Origin of the sequence: Pseudomonas sp. PGPPP1, from assembly GCF_002255865.1 — a bacterium.
In the GTDB taxonomy this organism is placed as follows: Bacteria; Pseudomonadota; Gammaproteobacteria; order Pseudomonadales; family Pseudomonadaceae; genus Aquipseudomonas; species Aquipseudomonas cremoris.
Map to the genome: position 1 here is coordinate 66,925 of NZ_NKIG01000020.1, position 22,104 is coordinate 89,028.

The 22,104-nt window shown below is 60.9% G+C and carries 24 protein-coding genes and 1 other RNA gene; 13 read left to right on the forward strand and 12 right to left on the reverse strand.

Features of this window, described 5'->3' with window-relative positions:
• Nucleotides 1–35: 35 nt before the first annotated feature.
• Nucleotides 36–485 (reverse strand): EVE domain-containing protein, encoded by a 450-nt coding sequence (locus CFE47_RS20915; RefSeq protein WP_286840085.1) that lies wholly within the window; start codon nt 483–485, stop codon nt 36–38.
• A 195-nt stretch (nt 486–680) separates the two neighbouring features.
• On the opposite strand from CFE47_RS20915, the gene CFE47_RS20920 reads away from it, so the two are divergent.
• Entirely contained in the window at nt 681–830 is a 150-nt protein-coding gene (locus CFE47_RS20920) for a hypothetical protein (RefSeq protein WP_010207387.1), read from the forward strand.
• 7 nt (nt 831–837) lie between these two features.
• Here the strand turns inward: CFE47_RS20920 and CFE47_RS20925 are convergent, their stop codons facing one another.
• The 4 genes from CFE47_RS20925 to CFE47_RS20940 all read right to left on the reverse strand — a co-directional run bounded on the left by CFE47_RS20925 (nt 838) and on the right by CFE47_RS20940 (nt 2,258).
• Entirely contained in the window at nt 838–1,467 is a 630-nt protein-coding gene (locus tag CFE47_RS20925; RefSeq protein WP_286840170.1) for a 5-formyltetrahydrofolate cyclo-ligase, read from the reverse strand.
• A gap of 58 nt (nt 1,468–1,525) precedes the next feature.
• A non-coding RNA gene (gene ssrS, locus CFE47_RS20930) (6S RNA) lies at nt 1,526–1,704 on the reverse strand.
• 30 nt (nt 1,705–1,734) lie between these two features.
• Nucleotides 1,735–2,052 (reverse strand): cell division protein ZapA, encoded by a 318-nt coding sequence (locus CFE47_RS20935; RefSeq protein ID WP_003176812.1) that lies wholly within the window; start codon nt 2,050–2,052, stop codon nt 1,735–1,737.
• A complete protein-coding gene (locus tag CFE47_RS20940) occupies nt 2,049–2,258 on the reverse strand; it encodes a TIGR02449 family protein (protein ID WP_007982902.1) in 210 nt (69 codons plus the stop codon). The genes CFE47_RS20935 and CFE47_RS20940 overlap by 4 nt, the downstream gene beginning before the upstream one ends.
• A gap of 138 nt (nt 2,259–2,396) precedes the next feature.
• On the opposite strand from CFE47_RS20940, the gene CFE47_RS20945 reads away from it, so the two are divergent.
• The 9 genes from CFE47_RS20945 to gcvH all read left to right on the forward strand — a co-directional run bounded on the left by CFE47_RS20945 (nt 2,397) and on the right by gcvH (nt 11,942).
• Complete coding sequence (locus tag CFE47_RS20945; RefSeq protein WP_105521187.1) at nt 2,397–2,954, forward strand: YecA/YgfB family protein; 558 nt, start codon at nt 2,397–2,399, stop codon at nt 2,952–2,954.
• 20 nt (nt 2,955–2,974) lie between these two features.
• The gene (pepP, locus tag CFE47_RS20950; RefSeq protein ID WP_286840089.1) at nt 2,975–4,297 is read left to right on the forward strand and encodes a Xaa-Pro aminopeptidase; all 1,323 of its coding nucleotides are present in this window, start codon (nt 2,975–2,977) and stop codon (nt 4,295–4,297) included.
• On the forward strand, nt 4,294–5,481 hold the full coding sequence (gene ubiH, locus CFE47_RS20955) for a 2-octaprenyl-6-methoxyphenyl hydroxylase (protein WP_286840091.1): 1,188 nt from the start codon (nt 4,294–4,296) through the stop codon (nt 5,479–5,481). Before pepP ends, ubiH begins: the two co-directional genes overlap by 4 nt.
• On the forward strand, nt 5,474–5,959 hold the full coding sequence (locus tag CFE47_RS20960; RefSeq protein ID WP_286840093.1) for a DUF4442 domain-containing protein: 486 nt from the start codon (nt 5,474–5,476) through the stop codon (nt 5,957–5,959). The genes ubiH and CFE47_RS20960 overlap by 8 nt, the downstream gene beginning before the upstream one ends.
• 9 nt (nt 5,960–5,968) lie before the next feature.
• Nucleotides 5,969–7,186 (forward strand): 2-octaprenyl-3-methyl-6-methoxy-1,4-benzoquinol hydroxylase, encoded by a 1,218-nt coding sequence (locus tag CFE47_RS20965; RefSeq protein WP_286840173.1) that lies wholly within the window; start codon nt 5,969–5,971, stop codon nt 7,184–7,186.
• A gap of 296 nt (nt 7,187–7,482) precedes the next feature.
• Entirely contained in the window at nt 7,483–8,487 is a 1,005-nt protein-coding gene (locus tag CFE47_RS20970) for an extracellular solute-binding protein (protein WP_185709789.1), read from the forward strand.
• A 162-nt stretch (nt 8,488–8,649) separates the two neighbouring features.
• Entirely contained in the window at nt 8,650–10,266 is a 1,617-nt protein-coding gene (locus CFE47_RS20975; RefSeq protein ID WP_286840097.1) for an ABC transporter permease, read from the forward strand.
• A 156-nt stretch (nt 10,267–10,422) separates the two neighbouring features.
• Nucleotides 10,423–11,505, forward strand: a complete 1,083-nt coding sequence (gene gcvT / locus CFE47_RS20980; RefSeq protein WP_286840099.1) for a glycine cleavage system aminomethyltransferase GcvT — start codon at nt 10,423–10,425, stop codon at nt 11,503–11,505.
• A 53-nt stretch (nt 11,506–11,558) separates the two neighbouring features.
• Nucleotides 11,559–11,942: a glycine cleavage system protein GcvH gene (gene gcvH / locus CFE47_RS20985; RefSeq protein WP_185709786.1), complete on the forward strand. Its 384-nt coding sequence runs from the start codon at nt 11,559–11,561 to the stop codon at nt 11,940–11,942.
• A gap of 113 nt (nt 11,943–12,055) precedes the next feature.
• Here the strand turns inward: gcvH and CFE47_RS20990 are convergent, their stop codons facing one another.
• From CFE47_RS20990 to CFE47_RS21015, 6 genes are all read right to left on the reverse strand, one after another.
• The gene (locus CFE47_RS20990) at nt 12,056–13,198 is read right to left on the reverse strand and encodes a DegT/DnrJ/EryC1/StrS family aminotransferase (protein WP_286840102.1); all 1,143 of its coding nucleotides are present in this window, start codon (nt 13,196–13,198) and stop codon (nt 12,056–12,058) included.
• Nucleotides 13,199–13,363: 165 nt separating this feature from the next.
• Nucleotides 13,364–13,678 carry a DUF2388 domain-containing protein gene (locus tag CFE47_RS20995; protein ID WP_010564480.1) on the reverse strand — a complete coding sequence of 105 codons (315 nt, stop codon included), beginning with the start codon at nt 13,676–13,678 and terminating at the stop codon, nt 13,364–13,366.
• A 69-nt stretch (nt 13,679–13,747) separates the two neighbouring features.
• Nucleotides 13,748–14,194, reverse strand: coding sequence for an NfeD family protein (locus CFE47_RS21000; RefSeq protein ID WP_286840105.1), 447 nt, complete (start codon nt 14,192–14,194; stop codon nt 13,748–13,750).
• A 4-nt stretch (nt 14,195–14,198) separates the two neighbouring features.
• Nucleotides 14,199–15,119 carry an SPFH domain-containing protein gene (locus CFE47_RS21005; protein ID WP_105521176.1) on the reverse strand — a complete coding sequence of 307 codons (921 nt, stop codon included), beginning with the start codon at nt 15,117–15,119 and terminating at the stop codon, nt 14,199–14,201.
• Nucleotides 15,120–15,195: 76 nt separating this feature from the next.
• Complete coding sequence (locus CFE47_RS21010; protein ID WP_286840106.1) at nt 15,196–16,875, reverse strand: GspE/PulE family protein; 1,680 nt, start codon at nt 16,873–16,875, stop codon at nt 15,196–15,198.
• An 81-nt stretch (nt 16,876–16,956) separates the two neighbouring features.
• Nucleotides 16,957–17,295 (reverse strand): ACT-like domain-containing protein, encoded by a 339-nt coding sequence (locus tag CFE47_RS21015; protein WP_286840108.1) that lies wholly within the window; start codon nt 17,293–17,295, stop codon nt 16,957–16,959.
• Between the two features lie 126 nt (nt 17,296–17,421).
• Here CFE47_RS21015 and CFE47_RS21020 point away from each other — a divergent pair, with 126 nt between their 5' ends.
• Complete coding sequence (locus tag CFE47_RS21020; RefSeq protein ID WP_286840110.1) at nt 17,422–17,892, forward strand: Lrp/AsnC family transcriptional regulator; 471 nt, start codon at nt 17,422–17,424, stop codon at nt 17,890–17,892.
• An 87-nt stretch (nt 17,893–17,979) separates the two neighbouring features.
• Here the strand turns inward: CFE47_RS21020 and CFE47_RS21025 are convergent, their stop codons facing one another.
• Nucleotides 17,980–19,347: a CYTH domain-containing protein gene (locus CFE47_RS21025; RefSeq protein ID WP_286840112.1), complete on the reverse strand. Its 1,368-nt coding sequence runs from the start codon at nt 19,345–19,347 to the stop codon at nt 17,980–17,982.
• A gap of 158 nt (nt 19,348–19,505) precedes the next feature.
• Here CFE47_RS21025 and argE point away from each other — a divergent pair, with 158 nt between their 5' ends.
• The gene (argE, locus tag CFE47_RS21030; protein WP_286840115.1) at nt 19,506–20,654 is read left to right on the forward strand and encodes an acetylornithine deacetylase; all 1,149 of its coding nucleotides are present in this window, start codon (nt 19,506–19,508) and stop codon (nt 20,652–20,654) included.
• A gap of 135 nt (nt 20,655–20,789) precedes the next feature.
• The gene (argA, locus tag CFE47_RS21035) at nt 20,790–22,091 is read left to right on the forward strand and encodes an amino-acid N-acetyltransferase (RefSeq protein WP_286840118.1); all 1,302 of its coding nucleotides are present in this window, start codon (nt 20,790–20,792) and stop codon (nt 22,089–22,091) included.
• Nucleotides 22,092–22,104 lie beyond the last annotated feature (13 nt).

Consider the following 22,104-nt stretch of genomic DNA (forward strand, 5'->3'; position numbering starts at 1 on the left):
TGCGTCAGGCGCGTGACCGTCGGGTTCTGTCGTTGTTAACGCAGGGCGAGTACCGCCGCCCACTGCTCTGCGGTCACCGGCATCACCGAGAGCCGGCTGCCTTTTTGCACCAGGGGCAGCTCGGCGAGTGCCGTTTGTTGTTTCAGGTAGCCCAGGCCCAGCACCTTGGGGAAGGTTGCAACGTGGGCCACATCGATGGCGCTCCACGGGTTTTTCTCTGGGCTGGCCTTGGCGTCGAAATAGTGGCTTTGCGGCTCCAGGGCGGTGGGGTCCGGGTACGCCGCCTTGATGATTTTTCCGATGCCGGCGATACCGGGCTCCGGGCAGCTGGAGTGGTAGAAGAAAAACTCGTCACCTTCGGCCATGGCCCGCAAAAAGTTGCGCGCCTGATAATTGCGTACCCCGTCCCAACGGGCTTCGCCAAGCTTTTCCAGGCCCTTGATCGAGAGTTCGTCGGGCTCGGATTTCATCAGCCAGTAGGCCATTTTTGGGCTCCTGAAAAAGGCAGTGGGCAAGTTGTCTGGCAATTTGATGACAAACCGACAGTCGGTTGGCGCCAAGGTTTGCGTGTTGGTTCACGTTACCGCAGAATGCCGGCTTTTAAAGCTTGACGCAGCTGCAACGGACTACTTTGGAACGTTGTTGTCATCGTGTACGAGGTGCCTGAAGGGGGGCAATCGATGCAACGTAAACCGGATTTACTATGGATTTTGGTTATTTTGTTTGGTCTGGGCGTCGTGACCACCGGGTATGCGCAAAGCTTGTGGTCGAACAAGACCGATGCGCCGGTCGAACTGGCTCAGCAGCAGCCGCAACCGTTCAAGCGTTAACCCTTCTTCAAGACGCCGCTTTTTCCAGCGGCGTTTGCGCGACATACCACTGCTTATCGGTGACGGTGCCTGCCAACGGCACATCCCAGCTCGCCTGTACCAGCCGTTCGACTTTCTGACATTCATGAGCCAGGCCCAATAGCGTCGGCTTGCGCCAGCTTTGGCGACGCGCCAGGTAAGCGAGGCTGCGATCGTAGAAACCGCCGCCCATCCCTAAGCGTCCGCCCGCATCATCGAACCCCACCAATGGCAGCAGCACCAGGTCCAGCGCCCACACCTTGCGTTGCTGGCTGATATTGACCCGCGGTTCCAGGATACGAAAACGATTGTGCAGCAGCTTTTCCCCCGGCCGCACGCGTTGGAACACCATCTTGGTCCGTGGCCAGGCGCTGAGCACCGGCAGGTAGGTGGCCTTGCCCCGGCGCTGGGCAGCACGCAGCAGCAGGCGCGGATCGATTTCACCGTCCGTCGGTAGATACAGGGAAATGTGTTTGGCCCGGCGAAACAGCGGGTGCTGTGCCAGTTGCCGATACAGGCCCAGGGCGGCCCGGCGCTGCTCGCTCGGCGTGAGTGCACGGCGGGCTTTGCGCAACATGCGTCGAAGTTGCGGACGGGAAAGCGGCGCAGGTTCGGTCATGGTTTTTCGGCTCATAAAACAATGCCAGTCCTAAGACTGGCATTGAGTTTGGGAATTCAGGCTCCCCGACAGAGCCGCTGTCGACTTAGCCCTTGAACCCGAAAGTTCAAGGTGGAAGAAGCAGTAGGCTTTAAGGCTTTCCGTCTAGCGGACATGCACACCAGCCCAACGTGCAACTTCCAGGGTAGTGCGAATCGGCTCAGGGACATCGCCGACTGGCAAACACGCCAGGGAGTGGGGCGAGTATACCTTAAACAGTCGCGGCAATCAGCCCTTGGGTGCGTCTGAATCGCTGGAAAGCACCAAGTCCACACGTTCCAGCAGGTCGCGCACCTGCTCGCGCGTCGAGCCGCTGGCCTGTACGTCAGGGCGCTCCTGCTTATGCAGCAAATCGTGGGTGATATTCAGCGCGGCCATCACGGCGATACGGTCGGCACCGATCACTTTGCCGCTGCTGCGGATTTCACGCATCTTGCCATCCAGGTAACGGGCGGCGCTCACCAGGTTGTTGCGCTCTTCCTGGGGACAGATGATCGAATACTCTTTGTCGAGGATCTGCACGGTGACGCTATTGCTTGAACTCATGAGTCTTGCTCCAGGGCCTTCAGGCGCGAAATCATCGATTCGACCTTACGCCGGGCGATTTCGTTTTTTTCAATGAGGTGAGCGCGTTCCTCGCGCCAGGTCTTTTCCTGAGCTAATAGGAGTCCGTTTTGACTCTTAAGTTGCTCGACCCGAGTAATTAGCAATTCGAGTCTGGCCATCAGCGCTTGCAGGTCGGTGTCTTCCATTGGGTTCCACTGGATTTGTCTGATGAATGGCAACTTCAGGATAAACGATCTGACGCCCTTGATAGTCTTGGTACGTCTGCCGGTGCTAGGATACAGCGCTCCATTCTAGACATTGCGCCGTCTGGCGCCTAGCTCACCATGCCCATTCAGAACTCCCCGTACGACGCTTTTTCCAAACTGCTGAGCACCAGCGGCCACCCATGCTCGCCTGCCGAACTGCACGGCGTGTTGCTGGGCCGCAGCTGCACCGGCGTTGGCTTTGATGCCGACAACTGGCTGGCCGATGTGGCCGAGCTGCTGGAAAAAGAACCCGAAGACAACGTGCGCAACGCGCTGATCGGCCTGCAGGAAATGGTCAAGGGCGAGCTGACCGGTGATGACGTCACCGTAGTCCTGCTGCTGCCGACCGATGACGCGCCGCTCACCGAGCGTGCCGCCGCCCTGGGCCAATGGTGCCAGGGTTTCCTCCACGGTTTCGGCGTGAATGCCGGCGGCCTGGAACTGAGCACCGACGCCAAGGAAGTGCTGCAGGACCTGGCAGCGATCTCCCAGGTGCAAGACGCCCTGGAAGAGTCCGAAGACGGTGAAGGCGACTACATGGAAGTCATGGAATACCTGCGCGTTGCGCCGCTGCTACTGTTCACCGAGACGCGCAAGTCCGCTGAACCTGCTGCGCCAAAGCCGTCGCTGCACTAAGTAAGGAAGCCCATCTGCCCATGATTCATATCCCCAGAGCGGAATACACCCGGCGTCGCAAGGCGCTCATGGCGCAGATGGAACCCAACAGCATCGCGATCCTGCCGGCCGCCGCCGTGGCGATCCGCAACCGTGATGTGGAGCACGTGTACCGTCAGGACAGCGACTTCCAGTACCTGAGCGGCTTCCCGGAACCGGAAGCGGTGATCGTGCTGATGCCCGGCCGCCTGCACGGCGAGTACGTGCTGTTTTGCCGCGAACGCAACGCCGAGCGCGAACTATGGGACGGCTTGCGCGCCGGTACCGAAGGCGCGATCCGCGACTTTGGCGCCGACGACGCATTTCCCATCACCGATATCGACGACATCCTGCCCGGCCTCATCGAAGGCCGCGACCGGGTGTATTCGGCCATGGGCAGCAATGCCGAATTTGACCGTCACCTGATGGAGTGGATCAACGTGATCCGCTCTAAGGCGCACCTTGGCGCCCAGCCACCGAACGAATTCGTTGCCCTGGATCATCTGCTGCACGACATGCGCCTGTATAAATCGGCGGCAGAAGTGAAGGTGATGCGCGAGGCTGCGCGAATCTCCTGCGCCGCCCATGTACGGGCGATGCAGGCCAGTCGTGCGGGGTTGCATGAGTTCAGCCTGGAAGCCGAGCTGGACTACGAATTTCGCAAGGGCGGCGCGAAAATGCCGGCCTACGGCTCCATTGTCGCCGCCGGACGCAACAGCTGCATCCTGCATTACCAGCAGAATGACGCGGTGCTCAAGGACGGTGACCTGGTGCTGATCGACGCCGGTTGTGAGATCGACTGCTATGCCAGCGATATCACCCGCACCTGGCCGGTCAACGGCAGGTTTTCGCCGGAGCAGAAGGCGATCTATGAAATTGTGCTGGCTTCCCAGGAAGCCGCCTTTGCCGAGATCGCCCCGGACAAGCATTGGAACCAGGCTCACGAAGCGACGGTGCAAGTCATCACCGCCGGGCTGGTCAAGCTGGGTTTGTTGCAGGGCGACGTCGACGAGTTGATCGCCAACGAAGCCTACAAAGCCTTCTACATGCACCGCGCCGGCCACTGGCTGGGCATGGATGTGCATGATGTGGGCGAGTACAAGGTGGGCGGTGAATGGCGGGTGCTGGAAGTGGGCATGGCGTTGACCGTGGAGCCGGGCATCTACATCGCACCGGACAACCAGAACGTGGCAAAGAAATGGCGTGGCATTGGCGTACGCATCGAGGACGACGTGGTAGTGACCAAGCAAGGCTGTGAAATCCTGACCAGCGGTGTACCCAAGGCGGTCGCCGAGATCGAAGCGCTGATGGCGGCTGCCCGATGAGCCGGGTCAATCTGGCCATTATCGGTGGCGGCCTGGTAGGCGCCAGCCTGGCGCTGGCGTTGCAGGCCGGGGCCAAGGCCCGGGGCTGGAAGATCGTGCTGATCGAGCCGTTCGCCCCGGGTGACAGCTACCAACCGAGCTACGATGCACGCTCGTCGGCGCTGTCCTACGGCGCCCAGCAGATTTATCAGCGCCTGGGCCTGTGGCAGGCCATCTCCCACCGCGCCGAGCCGATCAAGCAGATTCACGTGTCGGACCGTGGGCGTTTCTCCACCGCACGGTTGTCTGCCATGGAAGAGGGCGTGCCGGCCCTGGGTTATGTGGTGGAAAACGCCTGGCTCGGCCAATGCCTGTGGCAGGGCCTGGACAAGGACGTGGTCAGTTGGCGCTGCCCGGCCGAGGTCACGCGCATGGAACCGCTGCCCGATGGCTACCGCCTGACCCTCAATGATGAAACCGTGCTGGAGTGCGACCTTGCTGTTCTGGCTGACGGCGGCCGCTCCGGCCTGCGCGAGCAACTGGGTATCGGCGTGAAAACCCGCCCGTACAACCAGAGCGCGCTGATCGCCAACATCACCCCGAGCGAAGCCCACAACGGCGAAGCCTTCGAGCGCTTCACCGATGAAGGCCCGATGGCGTTGCTGCCGCTGCCGGACAACCGTTGCGCACTGGTGTGGACGCGTATCGGCATGGACGCCCAGCGCCTGGCCAGCCTCGACGAGCGCGCCTTTCTCAGCGAATTGCAAAGCGTGTTCGGCTACCGCCTGGGCACGCTGAAACAAGTGGGTGCACGCCACCTGTATCCGCTGACCCTGGTGGAAGCCGAAGAACAAGTACGCTCGCACCTGGCGATCCTCGGCAACGCCGCCCACAGCCTGCACCCGATTGCCGGACAGGGTTTCAACCTGTCCCTGCGCGATGCGAATGCCTTGGCCGAGGCCCTGCTGGCCGGGCCTGCGGTGCCCGGCGACTTGGCAACGCTGCAAAGCTATCGCGAGCGCCAGCGCCTCGACCAAAAGCTGACGGTGGGTTTCTCCGACCAGGTCACACGGCTGTTTGGCAGCGCCCAACCGTTGGTCGCGCTAGGCCGTAACATGGGCCTGTTGGGCCTGGACTTGTTGCCGCCGGCCAAGCGTTGGTTCGCCCGTCAGGCCATGGGCCTGGGCACGCGCCCCGATGCGTAACTGGCTGACCCAGCGCTTGGGCAAGGCGCGGTTGTTGCGTTGGTTCCTGAGCTTGTACCCGCCGTACCTCGGCGCGGGCGTGCGGGTACAGGAACTCAGTGCGGATTTTCGCCATGTGAAAGTGCGCATGGGCCTGGGCTGGTACAACCGCAATTACGTCGGCACGCAGTTTGGCGGCAGCCTGTATTCGATGGTCGACCCGTTCTACATGCTGCTGTTGATGGAGAACCTGGGGCGCGACTACATCGTCTGGGACAAGGCCGCGAGCATTGATTTCATTTCGCCGGGCAGAGGCCCGGTGTACGCCGAATTTTCTATCGACGATGCCTTGTTGGACGAGATTCGCAGGCAGACCGAAGGTGGTGACAAGTACCTTCCCCACCTCAAGGTACAGATTCATGACGGCTCCGGCACCCTGGTGGCGCGTGTCGACAAAACCCTTTACGTGCGGCGCAAGCCGCCAGCGAGACAGGCTTAAAGCATGGACATGCGCGCAGATGTGCTGATTGTCGGGGCCGGAATGGTCGGAAGCGCCTTGGCGCTGGCGTTGCAGGGCAGTGGCCTGCAGGTGCTGCTGCTCGACGGCAGCCCGCTGAGCGTCAAGCCGTTCGACCATGACGCAGCGTTCGAACCCCGCGTAAGCGCCTTGTCGGCCGCCAGCCAGCGCATCCTGGAGCGTCTTGGCGTGTGGGACGGCATCGTCGAGCGGCGCGCCAGCCCGTACGGCGAAATGCAAGTGTGGGACGGCAGCGGCACTGGGCAGATCCACTTTTCGGCCGCCAGTGTGCACGCCGAAGTGCTTGGGCATATCGTTGAGAACCGCGTGGTTCAGGACGCCTTGCTTGATCGCCTGCACGACTGTGACCTAGGCCTGCTGGCCAACGCACGCCTGGAGCAGATGCGCCGCTCCGGCGACGACTGGCTGCTGACCCTGGCCGATGGCCGCAAGCTGCGTGCGCCGCTGGTGGTGGCGGCCGACGGCGCCAACTCCGCCGTGCGCCGCCTGACCGGCACCGCAACCCGCGAATGGGATTACTTGCATAACGCCATCGTCACCAGCGTGCGCAGCAGCCAGCCGCACCAGCGCACGGCCTGGCAGAGGTTTACCGACACCGGCCCGCTGGCGTTTTTGCCGCTGGTGCGCGATGGGCAGGAAGATTGGTGTTCGATCGTCTGGTCGACCACGCCGGCTGAGTCGGAGCGCTTGATGGCGCTGGATGATGAACGCTTCTGCCGTGAACTGGAACGCGCCTTTGAAGGCCGACTGGGAACTGTGCTCAGCGCCGATCCACGTGTTTGCGTGCCATTGCGTCAACGACACGCCAAGCGCTACGTGGCCGAAGGCCTTGCGTTGATCGGGGATGCCGCTCACGTGATCCACCCGTTGGCTGGGCAGGGCGTAAACCTGGGCTTCCTGGATGCGGCGACCTTGGCCGAGGTGCTGTTGTCGGCAGCCGAACGCGGCGAGCGCATGGCGGATGTGAAAGTACTGAGCCGCTACGAGCGCCGACGCATGCCCCACAACCTGGCCTTGATGGCGGCGATGGAGGGCTTTGAACGACTGTTCCAGGCCGACCAATTGCCACTGCGCTGGTTGCGCAATGCCGGCTTGAAACTGGTCGACCAGATGCCCGAAGCCAAGGCGGTGTTCGTGCGACAAGCCCTCGGCCTGTCTGGCGATCTCCCTGAGCTCGCCAAACCCTGAGCATGAGTCTCCACACAACCTGTAGTGAGCGGGCTTGTCCCGCGCTGGGTGGCGAAGCCGCCCTAACCAGAACGCCGCGGTGCTTCAGAAAAACCTAGGTGCTTGGTTGTGGGGCGGCTTCGCCACCCAGCGCGGGACAAGCCCGCTCACTACAGGTGCGCTTTTGCCGTTGACAGAGGTGTAGATAGTTTCAGCACAAATCATAGCTATGCAACATCTGGTAACGCCTCCACCGAGCGTTACCAAATGTGAGTCCTTATCATTTGCTCTCTTTTTGCAAATGAGAGACCGCACCCATGTTGGCACCCAAGCGCCTCCTGACTGCCCTGGCACTCACCCTTATCGGCAGCACCACCGCACAGGCGGCCGACGAAGTCGTGGTCTACTCATCGCGCATCGACGAACTGATCAAGCCGGTATTCGACGCCTACACCCAGAAGACCGGCGTTCAGATCAAGTTCATCACCGACAAGGAAGCCCCGCTGATGCAGCGCATCAAGGCCGAGGGCGAAAACGCCACCGCCGACCTGCTGCTCACCGTCGATGCCGGCAACCTGTGGCAGGCCGAGCAAATGGGCATCCTGCAACCGTTCACCTCCCCGGTGATTGACAAGAATATTCCCCTGCAATATCGCTCCTCGAGCCACGCCTGGACCGGCTTGAGCCTACGCGCGCGCACCATCGCCTATTCCACCGATCGCGTAAAACCGGGTGACCTCACCACCTACGAAGCGCTGGCCGACAAACAGTGGGAAGGCCGCCTGTGCCTGCGTACCGCGAAGAAGGTCTACAACCAGTCGCTGACCGCCACCCTGATCGAAACCCATGGCGCGGCCAAGACCGAAGAAATCGTCAAGGGATGGGTCAACAACCTGTCTACCGATGTGTTCTCCGATGACATCGCCGTGCTGGAAGCGATCAACGCCGGGCAGTGCGACGTGGGCATCGTCAATACCTACTACTACGGCCGTTTGCACAAGCAGAACCCAAACCTGGCAGTGAAGCTGTTCTGGCCGAACCAGGGCGACCGTGGCGTGCATGTGAACCTGTCGGGCATCGGCCTGACGAAGAATGCGCCGCACCCGGAAGCGGCCAAGGCATTGGTGGAGTGGATGACCACGCCTGAGGCGCAGAAGATCTTTGCCGATGTGAACCAGGAGTTCCCGGCCAACCCTGCCGTACCGCCGTCAGCCGAAGTGGCGACGTGGGGCAAGTTCGTGGCAGACACCCTGCCGGTGGAAGTGGCGGGTAAGCGCCAGGCCGAGGCGATCCGCTTGATGGATCGGGCCGGCTGGAACTGACACACTTTTAGAAAATATGGCAGTTCAAGTGTGGGAGCTGGCTTGCCTGCGATCCAGTCACCTCGGTGTATCAGTGATACCCAGGTGATGCATCGCAGGCAAGCCAGCTCCCACATTAGTTAGCAGTGACTTCGAAATCTTCATTTGCCTGAGAGTTTTTCCTTGGCCCACCCCGCCCAACGCCGCTGGTACCTGCCGGTGTTCACCGTCGCCGCCCTGGTGCTACTGCCGCTGAGCGTGCTGCTGCTGTCCTGGCAAAGCATCGATGCGCAAATCTGGTCCCATCTCTGGGAAACCCAGATGCCACGCTTGCTGGGCAACACCGTGACGCTGGTGTTGGGCGTGGGCGTCGGCGTGACCTTGCTCGGCGTGAGCCTGGCCTGGCTTACCAGCCTCTGCGAATTCCCCGGGCGGCGCTGGCTCGATTGGGCGTTGATGCTGCCTTTTGCGATCCCTGCTTATGTACTGGCCTTTGTATTTGTCGGCCTGTTGGACTTTGCGGGCCCGGTGCAAACCCTGCTGCGTGAATGGTTTGGCACAGGCCTGCGTTTGCCACGTGTGCGCTCTACCAGCGGTGTGATCATCGTCTTGGTGCTGGTGTTTTATCCCTACGTCTACCTGCTGGCGCGTACCGCGTTCCTGGCTCAGGGCAAAGGCTTGATGGAAGCTGCGCGGGTGCTCGGGCAATCGCCGTGGCAGGCGTTCTGGCGCGTAGCCCTGCCGATGGCGCGGCCGGCGATTGGGGCGGGTGTGGCGCTGGCGTTGATGGAAACCCTGGCGGATTTCGGCGCGGTCTCGGTGTTCAATTTCGACACCTTCACCACCGCCATCTACAAGACCTGGTACGGCTTTTTCAGTCTGTCCAGCGCGGCCCAACTCGCCAGCCTGTTGCTTCTGGTGGTGATGCTGGTGCTGTATGGCGAGCGCCGCGCCCGTGGCGCCAGCCGTCCGAGCAATGAACGGCCACGGGGCAAGGCGTTGTATCACCTGCGCGGTTTCAAGGCGGCAGCGGCCAGCACTTGGTGCGGTTTGGTATTCGCCTGTGCCTTTGTCATCCCGATGCTGCAGCTGGTCGCCTGGTTCTGGCAACGTGGTCGCTTCGATCTGGATGAGCGCTATTCGGGCCTTATCCTCCACACCCTCTACCTGGGCGGTATTGCCGCGCTGATCACCGTCAGCGTGGCGCTGGTATTGGCGTTTGCCAACCGCCTGGCACCCACACGGGCAATCCGCTCTGGCATTAGCCTGGCCAACGTTGGTTACGCTTTGCCGGGTTCAGTGCTGGCGGTGTCGATCATGTTGGCATTCAGTTACTTGGATAGAGAGCTGGTAGTGCCGATGTCCGGTTGGCTCGGCGGCGCGGGTAAGCCGTTGCTGCTGGGCAGTCTGTCGGCGCTGGTGCTGGCGTATCTGGTGCGCTTCCTGGCGGTGGCCTATGGACCGCTGGAAAACAGCCTGGCGCGAATCCGCCCATCGTTGCCGGAGGCCGCGCGCAGCCTTGGTGTGAGCGGACCGCGACTGTTTTGCAAAGTGTATCTGCCGTTGTTGCTGCCGGGGACGCTGAGCGCAGCGCTGCTGGTCTTTGTCGATGTGCTCAAGGAAATGCCCGCAACCCTGCTGATGCGCCCGTTCGGCTGGGACACCCTGGCGGTTCGCATCTTTGAAATGACCAGTGAAGGCGAGTGGGCGCGGGCCTCATTGCCGGCGTTGACCCTGGTGTTGGTAGGCTTGCTGCCAGTGATCGGGCTGATTCGACGCTCCGCACGGCAAATCGGTTAGGTGCCAGTCCTACGGCTTGCGGCTACAATGCGCGGCATTCGGTGCGCTCCGTCTTTCGGATCGGGTTGCTGTAAGTGGCTGCAAGCCTTGTAAATCAAGGCGTCCAGCGCAAACAGCAACGCTGCGTACCTTCGCCAAGCCCGGAAGGAGAAACCCATGGGACAGCGTACGCCTCTGTATGACCTGCATCTCGCCCTCGGCGCGAAAATGGTCGATTTTGGCGGTTGGGATATGCCCCTGCATTACGGCTCTCAAGTTGAAGAACACCATCAGGTGCGACGCGACTGCGGGGTGTTCGATGTATCCCATATGACCGTGATCGATATCACAGGCCATCAGGCCAAGGAATGGCTCCAGCATTTGCTGGCCAATGATGTGGATCGCCTGCACAGCTGCGGCCGTGCGTTGTACAGTGCCATGCTCAACGAAAAGGGCGGCGTCGTGGATGACATGATCGTCTACCGCACCGACGCCGGTTACCGGCTGGTGGTCAATGCCGCCACCCGCGACCAGGACATGGCCTGGATGCAGGCGCAGCTGGATAACTACCAGGTGCAACTGCACGAGCGACCCGAGTTGGCGATGCTGGCCATTCAGGGACCCCATGCCCGGCAGAAGATCGCCGAGTTGGTCACCCAATCGCGCAGCACCCTGATTCACCAGCTCAAGCCTTTCGAGGGCCAGGTAGACGGTGACTGGTTTATCGCCCGCACCGGCTACACCGGTGAAGACGGCCTGGAAATTGTCCTGCCGGCTGATCAGGCGCCAGGCTTTTTCAACGATCTGGTGGGCGCGGGTATTTCGCCCATCGGTCTCGGCGCCCGCGACACCTTGCGTCTGGAAGCCGGAATGAACCTGTACGGCCAGGATATCCACCAGGAGGTTTCACCTCTGGCTGCCAATATGGCCTGGAGCATCGCGTGGGAACCTGCTGGGCGCAATTTCATCGGTCGCACTGCACTGGAAGCCGAACTGGCGGCGGGCGTGCAGTTCAAACTCGTAGGGTTGGTGCTGGAAGAGCGTGGGGTTTTACGCGCTCATCAGGTGGTTCGTATCGCCAATGTTGGCGAAGGAGAGATCACCAGTGGTAGTTTCTCTCCCACGCTGAGCAAATCCATTGCCTTGGCGCGCGTTCCGACGGCGACGGCCGACCGGGCCGAAGTGGAAATCCGCGGCAAGTGGTATCCGGTTCGGGTGGTCAAACCGACGTTCGTGCGCCATGGTAAAACCTTGATCTAACCTATTTCTGGCAGGCCAAAGGCCGCTGACATTTCTTCTTGAGGACACAGACTATGAGCGATATCCCTGCGGACCTGCGTTTTGCCGAAAGTCACGAATGGGCTCGTCTGGAAGCTGACGGCACCGTGACCGTCGGTATCTCCGACCATGCCCAGGAAGCGTTGGGTGATGTGGTGTTCGTTGAACTGACCGAAGTCGGCAACGTATTTGCTGCGGCTGATCAGGCCGGTGTGGTTGAGTCGGTGAAGGCTGCTTCGGATATCTACTCGCCAATTGCTGGCGAAGTGATTGCGGTCAACGATGCCCTGAGCGGCGAGCCTGAGCTGTTGAACTCCGACCCTTACGGTGCGTGGATCTTCAAGCTCAAGCCAAGCAACCCGGCTGACCTGGAAAAACTGCTGGATGCTGCTGGCTACAAAGCCGCCATCGGCGAATAAAGTAACCAGTGTGGGAGCTGGCTTGCCTGCGATAGCATCACCGGGGTGTGACTGATCCACCGAGGTGTCTGCATCGCAGGCAAGCCAGCTCCCACATTTGATTGTGGTGGTGCTTAACCTGCTTTCAGCACCGCTTTGACCGCCGCCACCGACCGCTCCACATCCGCCTCAGTCATCGCCGTAAACATCGGCAACGACACGATCAAACGCCCCACCTTCTCCGCCACCGGGAACATGCCTTCCTTGAACCCCTGTGCCCGATAAAGGCTCAGCATGTGGATCGGCGGGTAGTGATAGCCAATGCCGACGCCATGGGCCTGCATCTGCTCCATGAAAGTAGCGCGGGCGGGCAAGCCGTCCTGACGCTCCGGTAGCACCAGTTGAAAGAGGTGCCAGTTGCTGTTTTCGAAATCCGCCGGCGGCAGTTGTGCGCCGTATTGTTCTTCAAAATCGGCACCGAAGCATTTGAAGTAGTGACGCGCCAGGTTCTGGCGATGGGCAGTGATCTTCTCGATATGGGCAAACTGCCCCAGGCCGATGGCGGCGGCGATGTCCGTCATGTTGAACTTGCCACCCAGCACATCCACATCCAGGCCGTCGAAACCGGTGCGGGTCACGCCTTGCAGGCGATATTTCTCGGCCAGACGCGCTTCTTCGGCGTTGTTCAATACCAGGCAACCGCCTTCGGAGGAGGTGATGTTCTTGTTGGCCTGGAAACTGAACGACACGAAGTCGCCGGTGGCGCCGATGCGCTCGCCATCCCAGCTCGATCCCAATGCCTGGGCGGCGTCTTCGATGATGCGCAGGTTGTACTTGTTGGCCAGCGCGTAAAGCATCGGCATGTCCAGAGGCAGGCCGGCCAGGTACACCGGGATAATCGCCTTGGTCCGTGGAGTGATCGCGGCTTCCACTTGGGCCAGGTCGATATTGCGGGTCACCGGATCGATATCGGCAAACACCGGCGTGGCGCCAACTTCCAGGATCACGTTGGCCGTTGCGACCCAGGAGATCGGCGTAGTGATGACTTCATCCCCAGGCCCGATACCCGCAATGCGCAAGGCAATCTCCATGGTGCAGGTGCCCGAGTTGAACGTGCGCACTGGGCGCCCGCCAAAGTATTCCGACAGCTGAGCTTCGAATGCCTGCACTTTTGGCCCGCTGGTGATCCAGCCCGAGCGCAGTACATCGCCGACTGCCGAGATGGTGGCTTCATCGATGGTGGGTTTGGAGAACGGCAGAAAGGGCTGTTGGCTCATGACGACGAAGGCATCCGTTTCAGATTGGCGATGAGTAAAAGACGTATCAGTACCGGCATGGTTGCACGGCACGACTGAATATAGCCTGTCACCCGTGAATGAATCGTCATCGCGCAGACAAAAAAATGCCGCTTGGGAAAGCGGCATTTTTTAGAGCATGTGGAATCACTCGGTAACAGCGTTTTTCGCGAGGATGGCGTTGGCCAGTTCCATGTCGGTGGCTTGCAGGCCAGGGTTGTCGGCACGGACTTTCTGCATGGCGGCTTCCAGGTATGGGCCACGGATACCACCGTCGCTGGCAACGAAGCTGCCGGCGTCGTCCTGTGCAGCGACTACCAACTTGTGATCCTTGAAGGTCAGGTACGTCGAGCCAGTTGTGGCACCCGACGAGATGACGTTGCGCCAGAAACTGTCGGCCATCGCTGAACCGACAGGAAGGGAAAGCACAGCAAGGGTTACGACAGCATATTTAAGACGCATGATGGGTGACTCCGGTTGGGTGATCTGTACTTTATGATTGTAGTTAGCCCAACCGAGTTCCATCGCCGACTAAACAGTTTCAACCTTCAAAACCGCACCATTCTGACCAATCACCCGTACTTGAGCGCCTACAGGAGTGTCGGGGCCGGTGACGATCCAGACGCCATCACCGACTTTCACTTTGCCTCGGCCCTCGATAATGGCCTGATGCACCACAAAGGTGCGCCCGACCAACTCCGACCCTCGCTCGTTGAGCCCCGGCTGGTCGCTGGCCTTGGCGCTGCTGCGCTGGCGCTTCCACCAGTACACCGCGGTCAATATCGACAACACGGCGAACAGCAACAGTTGCCATTCCAGCCCCAGGGGCGGAACCAGAAACTTGATCACGCCCACGGCGGCTGCGGCGATGCCCATCCACAGCAGGTAACCACCGGCGCCGAATACCTCGAGAATCAGCAACACCGTGCCCAGTGCCAGCCAATCCCAGAACGACAGGTGCTGCAGGAAGTCCCACATGGCTTCAGCCTTTCTTGCTGTCGAAGGTGGCCTTGACGATCTCGCCGATGCCGCCAACGGCACCAATCACCTGGCTGGCTTCCAGCGGCATCAGGATGACCTTGCTGTTGTTGGCCGACGCCAGTTTGCCCAGGGCGTCTATGTATTTTTGTGCGACGAAATAGTTGACCGCTTGCACGTTGCCCGACGCGATTGCTTCCGATACCACCTGAGTGGCACGGGCTTCGGCCTCGGCCTGACGCTCACGTGCTTCGGACTCCAGGAACGCAGCCTGACGGCTACCTTCCGCCTCTAGGATCTGCGCCTGTTTCTTGCCCTCGGCGGTCAGGATCGCCGACGCGCGCAGGCCTTCTGCTTCGAGAATTTGCGCACGCTTGATCCGTTCGGCTTTCATTTGGCCGGACATGGCGGCCATCAGGTCGGCGGGCGGGCTGATGTCCTTGATCTCGATACGGGTGATTTTGATGCCCCACGGCGCGGTGGCTTCATCGACAGTGCGCAGCAGTTTTTCGTTGATGCCGTCCCGTTGGCTGAGCATGGCATCCAGTTCCATGGAGCCGAGCACGGTACGGATGTTGGTTTGCAGCAGGTTGCGGATGGCGTGCTCGAGGTTGTTGACCTCGTAGGCGGCCTGGGCGGTGTTGACCACCTGGAAGAAGCACACGGCGTCGATCTGCACGGTGGCGTTGTCAGCGGTGATGACTTCCTGCGGTGGGATGTCCAGCACGCTTTCCATCACGTTGATCTTGCGACCGATGCGGTCCATGACCGGGATGATGATGTTCAGGCCGGGCTTGAGGGTGTTGGTATAGCGGCCGAAACGCTCGACGGTCCACTGGTAGCCCTGAGGTACCACCTTGAAGCCCATGAACAGGATGGCCACGGCCAAACCCACGAAAAGAAGCAGTACGGTTCCGATCTGCATAACGATTCCCTATCTAATGGTGTCAGTGAAACGACGGTCGCCGATTGTAACGGTCTCGTCACGGATAAGAACGGTTTCACGCCCCGGTAATCAAAGCATTTGTTACTGAATCCCCAGGCGTTACTCGCAAGACCTCGGTCATCGTTGTAAGGCCGGCGTCAACCTTTTGTGTGCCGGCCATTCGCAGACTGCACATGCCTTGCGCAACCGCTGCCTGACGCAGTACCTGCAGATCCGCACCGGGGGTGATCAGTGCCTTGAGCGTCTCGTCCATGAGCATTATTTCGTAGACCCCTGCGCGCCCCTGGTAACCGCTGTTACGGCACTCTACGCATCCGATGGCTTCATGGGCGGAACCTGTTGCGCGCTTGCAATGGGGGCACAAGAGCCGCACCAAGCGCTGTGCCATCACTCCTATAAGCGTAGCTTTGATCAAATAATGAGCAATTCCCAGCTCTTGCAAACGGCTGATGGCACTGGGCGCGTCGTTGGTGTGTAGGGTCGAGAGCACCAAGTGCCCGGTCAGCGCGGCCTGAATCGCCATCTCGGCGGTTTCCTGGTCGCGTATTTCGCCGATCATGATGATGTCCGGGTCCTGGCGCAGCAGGGCGCGGATACCGCTGGCAAAGGTCAGGTCGATATTGTGTTGCACCTGCATCTGGTTGAAGGCGGGCTCCACCATCTCGATAGGGTCCTCCACCGTGCACAGGTTGACCTCCCGGGTCGCCAGTTGCCTGAGCGTGGTGTAGAGGGTACTGGTCTTGCCCGAACCGGTCGGGCCGGTGACGAGGATGATGCCGTTGGTTTGGCGCGTCATGGCGTGCCAGCGCTGCTGGTCTTCACTGGACAAGCCCAACTCGTCGAAGCCCTTGAGCAACACCTGCGGGTCGAAGATCCGCATCACCAGTTTTTCGCCGAATGCGGTGGGCAACGTGGAAAGGCGCAACTCCACTTCCGCCCCTGCCGGACCTTTGGTCTTGACCCGGCCGTCCTGGGGTTTGCGTTTTTCGGCCACGTTCATTCGCCCGAGGCTTTTCAGGCGGCTGATCACTGCCATCGTTACTTGGGGTGGAAACTGATAGACGTCATGCAGCAACCCATCAATCCGAAAGCGCACGCGGCCTTGTTCCCGACACGGTTCTATATGGATATCGCTTGCCCGTTGGCCGAAGGCGTATTGAAGCAACCAGTCGACGATATTGACGATATGCGCGTCGTTGGCATCCGGCTCCTGGTCGCTGGCACCTAAGTTGAGCAGTTCGAAATTGCCGGGCGCGGCGATCTTCTGGTCGGCGCCACTGACCGATTTGGCCAGCCGATAAAACTCGTCGATGTAGCGCCGGATAGCTTGGGGGTTGGCCACTACGCGTTTGATCGAACGCTTGAGCACCTGGGCTAGCCCGGCTTCCCAGGCGCTGACGTAGGGCTGGGCGCTGGCGATGGTAACGGTGTGGCTGTCCAGCGCGACCGCAAGAATGGCATGGCGTTGGGCGAACCCATGGGACATCAGCGGGACCACTGTGGCCACATCGATCTGCAATGGGTCGATACGCAGGTACGGTTGCCCCGCATGCCGGGCAAGCCATTGCGTCAGGGTTTCGAGGCAGACGTTATGGGCGGCGATGCATTCCAGCGGATGCTCAGTGTCCCTCGCCGGCAGTACCGACAAGCGTTTTGCAACATCAGCGGGTATCAGTCCGGCCTCGATCAAGGCGGGTAATAACGCCTGCAGTTCCAATCGTTGATCAATGGGCATCGAGTTTTCCTGGGGGGAACGGGCGTAGTCCCAGGCTAGCCAGCGCTTGGATTTCCTCCTCCCAGCGTGTATTGCAGGCTTTTACCGAGCAACCGCCAACATCTCCTCAGGCCCCACGGAATCAGCCGGCCACATCTCCAGCGAGCACACGCTGATCAGGTTTCTAATCTTTTCACCGATCACCTGGGCGCGGTGCCAACTGAGGCCGTCCATCACGATATCGATGTTCATCAGGTCATCTTCCCGGTTCACCGCTACCTGCCGAGGCGTGAGGAATTGCAGGGCGAAATAGTTGAGTACCCGACACAGCACGTCAGGTTCTGCCTCGGCGACGATTTGGTAATGCGCCTGGCAGTGGGCGCTGTTGACGGCCCACGCATCGACGCGGGTCACGGGGAGAGTGGTTTCGACGGCATGCATGGGTGTTCTCCAGATTCGATGGAGAAATTTTTACATTCGCCACGGGAGATTTCTTATCTAAGATGAGCATAAATGGCAGATGATTGAATCGTTTAATCCAATCTAAGCACTTTCAAAGGTATTTTTATGCATAGCGAGTTGGACGCCTACGACCGCCGCATCCTGGCCCTGTTGCAAGAAGACGCCTCGCTGTCCAGTGCACAGATCGCCGAGCAGGTGGGCCTGTCTCAATCGCCATGCTGGCGGCGGATTCAGCGGCTCAAGGAGGAGGGGGTGATTCGTGGCCAGGTGACCCTGCTGGACCGCAAGAAAATTGGCCTGAACACGCAGATTTTCGCCGAGGTGAAACTCAACGCCCACGGGCGTTCCAACTTCACCGAGTTCACCGACGCGATTCGCGAGTTTCCGGAAGTGTTGGAGTGTTATGTGCTGATGGGGGCAGTGGATTTTCTGTTGCGCATCGTGACGGCGGATATTGAGGCGTACGAGCGGTTTTTCTTTGAGAAGTTGTCGATGGTGCCGGGGATTCAGGAGGTCAATTCGATTGTGGCGCTTTCTGAGATCAAGTCGACCACCAGCCTGCCAGTGTTGCGCTGACAGTGCTGGCCTCATCGCGGGCAAGCCCGGCTCCCACAGTGGTGTGCATTCCAAGTGTGGGAGCCGGGCTTGCCCGCGAAGGCGTCCTTACAGACGCAGCAAAGTCTTCCAGGCCCGGTTCTGATACACCGCAATCGCCTGATGCATCCGCGCATCCAGCGACTCATCGGTGATCGGCTGGTTGGCCAATTGCGCCAGCTTGTTCAGCTCACCGTACAAACGGTCCAGCTCCGGAATGTCCACCACGTGACGCGCATGGTGCAGCCACGCCTGGATACGCTCGATACGCGGCAGTTGCTCGGCGAGGTCTTCCGGCTGCTGCTGGTAACGCGGCAGTTGCAGGGCGACGGCGTCGTCGGCCAGCAGGCGCGGCAACCAGTTGGTGATTTGCGCGGCGCCCTGGCGGTTGCCACGCACGTTGCGGTCGGCGGTCCAGGTGCGGGCCAGCAGCCAGCGCGAAGCGTTCAGCGAGAACAGACCCCAGCGCACGTCTTCCAATTCTTCGGCGAATTGCTCCGGTGCGGCCTTGCGGATGTCTTCGTCGTCGTCACCGGCTTGTACCAGTGGGCGCCAGTCTTCCAGCAGGGCATCGAGTGCGCTGCGCAGTTCGCTGGTGGATTGACGCGGTGCGGCCTGGCCGAGGCTGCCGACCAGGGCGCGCAGTTCGCCGAGGTTGTCGACCCAGTCTTGCAGCAGGCGCCAGTGGCCATTGAAGCGATATTGTTCGGCTAGGCGCTGGCTGCTGCCCAGCAGGTGCCACATGATCGCGGCGAAGGCATCATCCAGCGGCATTTCGGCGTGGATCTGCGGCGCCGGCAGGCTCAGTGAATAGCTGCTCGCATCGTACAGGCGGTAGCCGCGCTCGGCCTTGCTGATATCGCACGGCATCAGCGCCAGGGTGGCGGCCAGTTCGGCGGCCAATTCCAGCAGGGCTGCCGGTTCGCCTTCGCGCAGTTCCAACTCCAGCTCGCAGATTTCTTCTTTCTGCTTGCCGACCACCACGTGGCCCAGGTCCAGGGCGGCTTCGATCACCACCTTGGCCTTGCCGCGACCCCAGGCGATTTCGGCGCGTTCACGCACGAAGTCGGTGGTGAAGATCGGCTTGAGGGTCTTTTTGTCCAGCTCGGCCAGTTGCTCGGGCCAGCATTCGCCGTCGAGTTTCTTTACGTCGAGCTTGGCTTTGGGCAAGTCCCAGTTGTACTCGTTCCGCTCCGACAAGCCAGCGATGCTTTGGCCGCGGGTCTTGAGGGTCTGGATGATGTCGTCACCGTCCTTGCGCAGGCGCAGGGCGACTTTGGCCTGGGCCAGGTCGCGCTCGGGGGTGTCGAAATACTGGTTCATCAACTCACGGCGTTCCCAGCCACTTTTGTTGCGTTTTTTCAGTAACGGGTGCTCACGCAGCGCGGCGAGTGTTTCGCGGCTGACGCGGAGCTTGATTTCGGTTTCTTTCTGCATGGCCGGAAAATCCAGGATCGGGAGCGCAGCCGGGGAAAAGTGTGGCTGCCAAGGTCGTGCAGTGTACAGGACTGAGCCCGGCAACGTGCCGCAACGGTTTATTGTGTCGTGCAGATGGCTCTATAGTGGGGCTCATCCGGGAAGTTGAGAGACCGCGCATGCCGTTACCGTCCATGAAAGAACAGTTCGCCGCGCTGATTGCCGCGCCATCGGTCAGTTGCACCCAAGCGTCTCTCGACCAGACCAACCGCCCGGTGATCGATTTGCTCGCCGGCTGGCTGGGGGATCTGGGTTTCGTCATCGACATCCAGCAAGTCAGTCCCGGCAAGTTCAACCTGTTGGCCAGCTTCGGCAGCGGCCCCGGCGGCCTGGTGCTGGCCGGTCACAGCGACACCGTCCCCTATGATGCGGCGCTGTGGAAGACCGATCCGCTCAAGCTGACGGAAGTCGACGGCCGCTGGGTAGGATTGGGTAGTTGCGACATGAAGGGCTTTTTCGCGCTGGCCATTGAAGCCGTGTTGCCGCTGCTGGACCAGCCGTTCAAGCAGCCGCTGCTGATCCTTGCCACTTGCGATGAAGAAAGCTCCATGTCCGGCGCCCGAGCGCTGGCCGAGGCGGGGCGCCCACTGGGCCGTGCAGCGGTGATCGGCGAGCCGACGGGCCTCAAGCCGATCCGCCTGCATAAAGGCGTGATGATGGAGCGCATCGATATCCTAGGCCAAAGTGGCCATTCGTCAGACCCAAGCCTGGGCCACAGCGCCCTCGAAGCCATGCACGATGCCATTGGTGAATTGCGCGGCCTGCGCCTGGCCTGGCAGCGCGAATACCGCAACCCGCAATTCAGCGTGCCGCAGCCGACCATGAACTTCGGTTGCATCCATGGCGGCGACAACCCCAACCGCATCTGTGGCCAGTGTTCGCTGGAGTTCGACTTGCGGCCGCTGCCGGGTATGGACCCCCAGGTGTTGCGCGATGCCATTCGGCAGAAGCTGCAACCCTTGGCCGAGCGTCATCAGGTCAAGATCGACTTCGCGCCGTTGTTCCCCGAAGTGCCGCCGTTTGAGCAGCCCGAAGACGCCGAGTTGGTGCGGGTTGCGGAACGATTGACCGGTCATCGTGCCGAAGCAGTAGCGTTCGGCACCGAAGCGCCTTATCTTCAGCGCCTTGGTTGCGAAACCCTGGTGCTTGGCCCCGGCGATATTGCCTGCGCCCACCAGCCGGGTGAGTACCTCGAAATGTCACGCTTGACGCCTACAGTGCGTCTATTGCGAGAACTGATCGAGCATTACTGCCTGAAACCTGCATAAATTAACCCTTGCCTGTTCGTACATAAAAGGAGAGCGAGCGTGTCGCCAAGCCTGTTCCGACGATAACCATCAGCCCGCTGTGCGTTTTCACGATTCATCCTTTTTCGGCTGCTTTTTATTACAGGCCCAGGTGTTATGCCCGAATACGTCAATTGGCTTCGTCACGCTTCCCCTTACATCAACGCTCACCGGGACTGCACCTTCGTGGTCATGCTGCCCGGCGACGGTGTGGAACATCCCAACTTCGGCAATATCGTCCACGACCTGGTGCTGCTCCACAGCCTGGGCGTGCGGCTGGTGCTGGTGCACGGTTCGCGCCCGCAGATCGAAGCGCGTCTTGAAGCGCGTGGTCTGGTCCCGGCTTACCACGAAGGCTTGCGCGTCACCGATGCGCCGACCCTTGAATGTGTGATCGATGCGGTGGGCCATCTGCGTATCGCCATCGAAGCGCGCCTGTCCATGGATATGGCCTCGTCGCCGATGCAGGGTTCGCGCCTGCGGGTGGCCAGCGGCAACCTGGTGACTGCGCGCCCGATTGGCGTGCTTGAAGGCGTGGATTATCACCACACCGGCGAAGTGCGCCGTGTCGACCGCAAGGGCATCAACCGCTTGCTGGACGAGCGCTCCATCGTGCTGCTGTCGCCGCTGGGCTACTCGCCGACCGGTGAGATTTTCAACCTGGCCTGCGAAGACGTCGCCACCCGCGCCGCCATCGACCTGGGTGCCGACAAGTTGCTGCTGTTTGGCGCCGACATGGGCCTGATCGATGAGCACGGCCGCCTGGTGCGTGAGTTGCGCCCACAACAAGTGCCGGCGCACCTGCAACGGCTTGGCAAAAGCAATTACCAGGCTGAACTGCTCGATGCGGCCGCCGAGGCCTGCCGTGGCGGAGTAGGGCGCAGTCATATCGTCAGCTACGCCGAAGATGGCGCCTTGCTCACCGAACTGTTCACCCGGGATGGCGGCGGTACGCTGGTGGCCCAGGAGCAATTCGAGTTGGTGCGCGAAGCGGCGATTGAAGACGTGGGCGGCTTGCTGGACTTGATCAGCCCGTTGGAAGAGCAGGGCATTCTGGTGCGCCGTTCGCGGGAAGTGCTGGAGCGCGAGATCGAGCAGTTCAGCGTGGTAGAACGCGAAGGCATGATCATCGCCTGTGCGGCGCTGTACCAGATCGCGGATTCGGATGCGGGCGAGCTGGCGTGCCTGGCGGTGAATCCCGAGTACCGCCATGGCGGGCGCGGGGATGAGTTGCTGGAGCGCATCGAAACCCGTGCCCGGGCACAGGGCTTGAAGACGTTGTTCGTCCTTACCACGCGTACCGCCCATTGGTTCCGTGAGCGCGGCTTTGTGCCGAGCACGGTTGATCGCCTGCCATCGGCGCGGGCGTCGCTGTACAACTATCAGCGCAATTCGAAGATCTTCGAAAAGGCCCTGTGAACTCGGCCTAAAA

Coding starts and splice junctions, on each gene's coding strand:
- CFE47_RS20915 (WP_286840085.1), bottom strand. CDS start 485: ATGGCCTACTGGCTGATGAAATCCGAGCCCGACGAACTCTCGATCAAG.
- CFE47_RS20920 (WP_010207387.1), top strand. CDS start 681: ATGCAACGTAAACCGGATTTACTATGGATTTTGGTTATTTTGTTTGGT.
- CFE47_RS20925 (WP_286840170.1), bottom strand. CDS start 1,467: ATGACCGAACCTGCGCCGCTTTCCCGTCCGCAACTTCGACGCATGTTG.
- CFE47_RS20935 (WP_003176812.1), bottom strand. CDS start 2,052: ATGAGTTCAAGCAATAGCGTCACCGTGCAGATCCTCGACAAAGAGTAT.
- CFE47_RS20940 (WP_007982902.1), bottom strand. CDS start 2,258: ATGGAAGACACCGACCTGCAAGCGCTGATGGCCAGACTCGAATTGCTA.
- CFE47_RS20945 (WP_105521187.1), top strand. CDS start 2,397: ATGCCCATTCAGAACTCCCCGTACGACGCTTTTTCCAAACTGCTGAGC.
- pepP (WP_286840089.1), top strand. CDS start 2,975: ATGATTCATATCCCCAGAGCGGAATACACCCGGCGTCGCAAGGCGCTC.
- ubiH (WP_286840091.1), top strand. CDS start 4,294: ATGAGCCGGGTCAATCTGGCCATTATCGGTGGCGGCCTGGTAGGCGCC.
- CFE47_RS20960 (WP_286840093.1), top strand. CDS start 5,474: ATGCGTAACTGGCTGACCCAGCGCTTGGGCAAGGCGCGGTTGTTGCGT.
- CFE47_RS20965 (WP_286840173.1), top strand. CDS start 5,969: ATGCGCGCAGATGTGCTGATTGTCGGGGCCGGAATGGTCGGAAGCGCC.
- CFE47_RS20970 (WP_185709789.1), top strand. CDS start 7,483: ATGTTGGCACCCAAGCGCCTCCTGACTGCCCTGGCACTCACCCTTATC.
- gcvT (WP_286840099.1), top strand. CDS start 10,423: ATGGGACAGCGTACGCCTCTGTATGACCTGCATCTCGCCCTCGGCGCG.
- gcvH (WP_185709786.1), top strand. CDS start 11,559: ATGAGCGATATCCCTGCGGACCTGCGTTTTGCCGAAAGTCACGAATGG.
- CFE47_RS20990 (WP_286840102.1), bottom strand. CDS start 13,198: ATGAGCCAACAGCCCTTTCTGCCGTTCTCCAAACCCACCATCGATGAA.
- CFE47_RS20995 (WP_010564480.1), bottom strand. CDS start 13,678: ATGCGTCTTAAATATGCTGTCGTAACCCTTGCTGTGCTTTCCCTTCCT.
- CFE47_RS21000 (WP_286840105.1), bottom strand. CDS start 14,194: ATGTGGGACTTCCTGCAGCACCTGTCGTTCTGGGATTGGCTGGCACTG.
- CFE47_RS21005 (WP_105521176.1), bottom strand. CDS start 15,119: ATGCAGATCGGAACCGTACTGCTTCTTTTCGTGGGTTTGGCCGTGGCC.
- CFE47_RS21010 (WP_286840106.1), bottom strand. CDS start 16,875: ATGCCCATTGATCAACGATTGGAACTGCAGGCGTTATTACCCGCCTTG.
- CFE47_RS21015 (WP_286840108.1), bottom strand. CDS start 17,295: ATGCATGCCGTCGAAACCACTCTCCCCGTGACCCGCGTCGATGCGTGG.
- CFE47_RS21020 (WP_286840110.1), top strand. CDS start 17,422: ATGCATAGCGAGTTGGACGCCTACGACCGCCGCATCCTGGCCCTGTTG.
- CFE47_RS21025 (WP_286840112.1), bottom strand. CDS start 19,347: ATGCAGAAAGAAACCGAAATCAAGCTCCGCGTCAGCCGCGAAACACTC.
- argE (WP_286840115.1), top strand. CDS start 19,506: ATGCCGTTACCGTCCATGAAAGAACAGTTCGCCGCGCTGATTGCCGCG.
- argA (WP_286840118.1), top strand. CDS start 20,790: ATGCCCGAATACGTCAATTGGCTTCGTCACGCTTCCCCTTACATCAAC.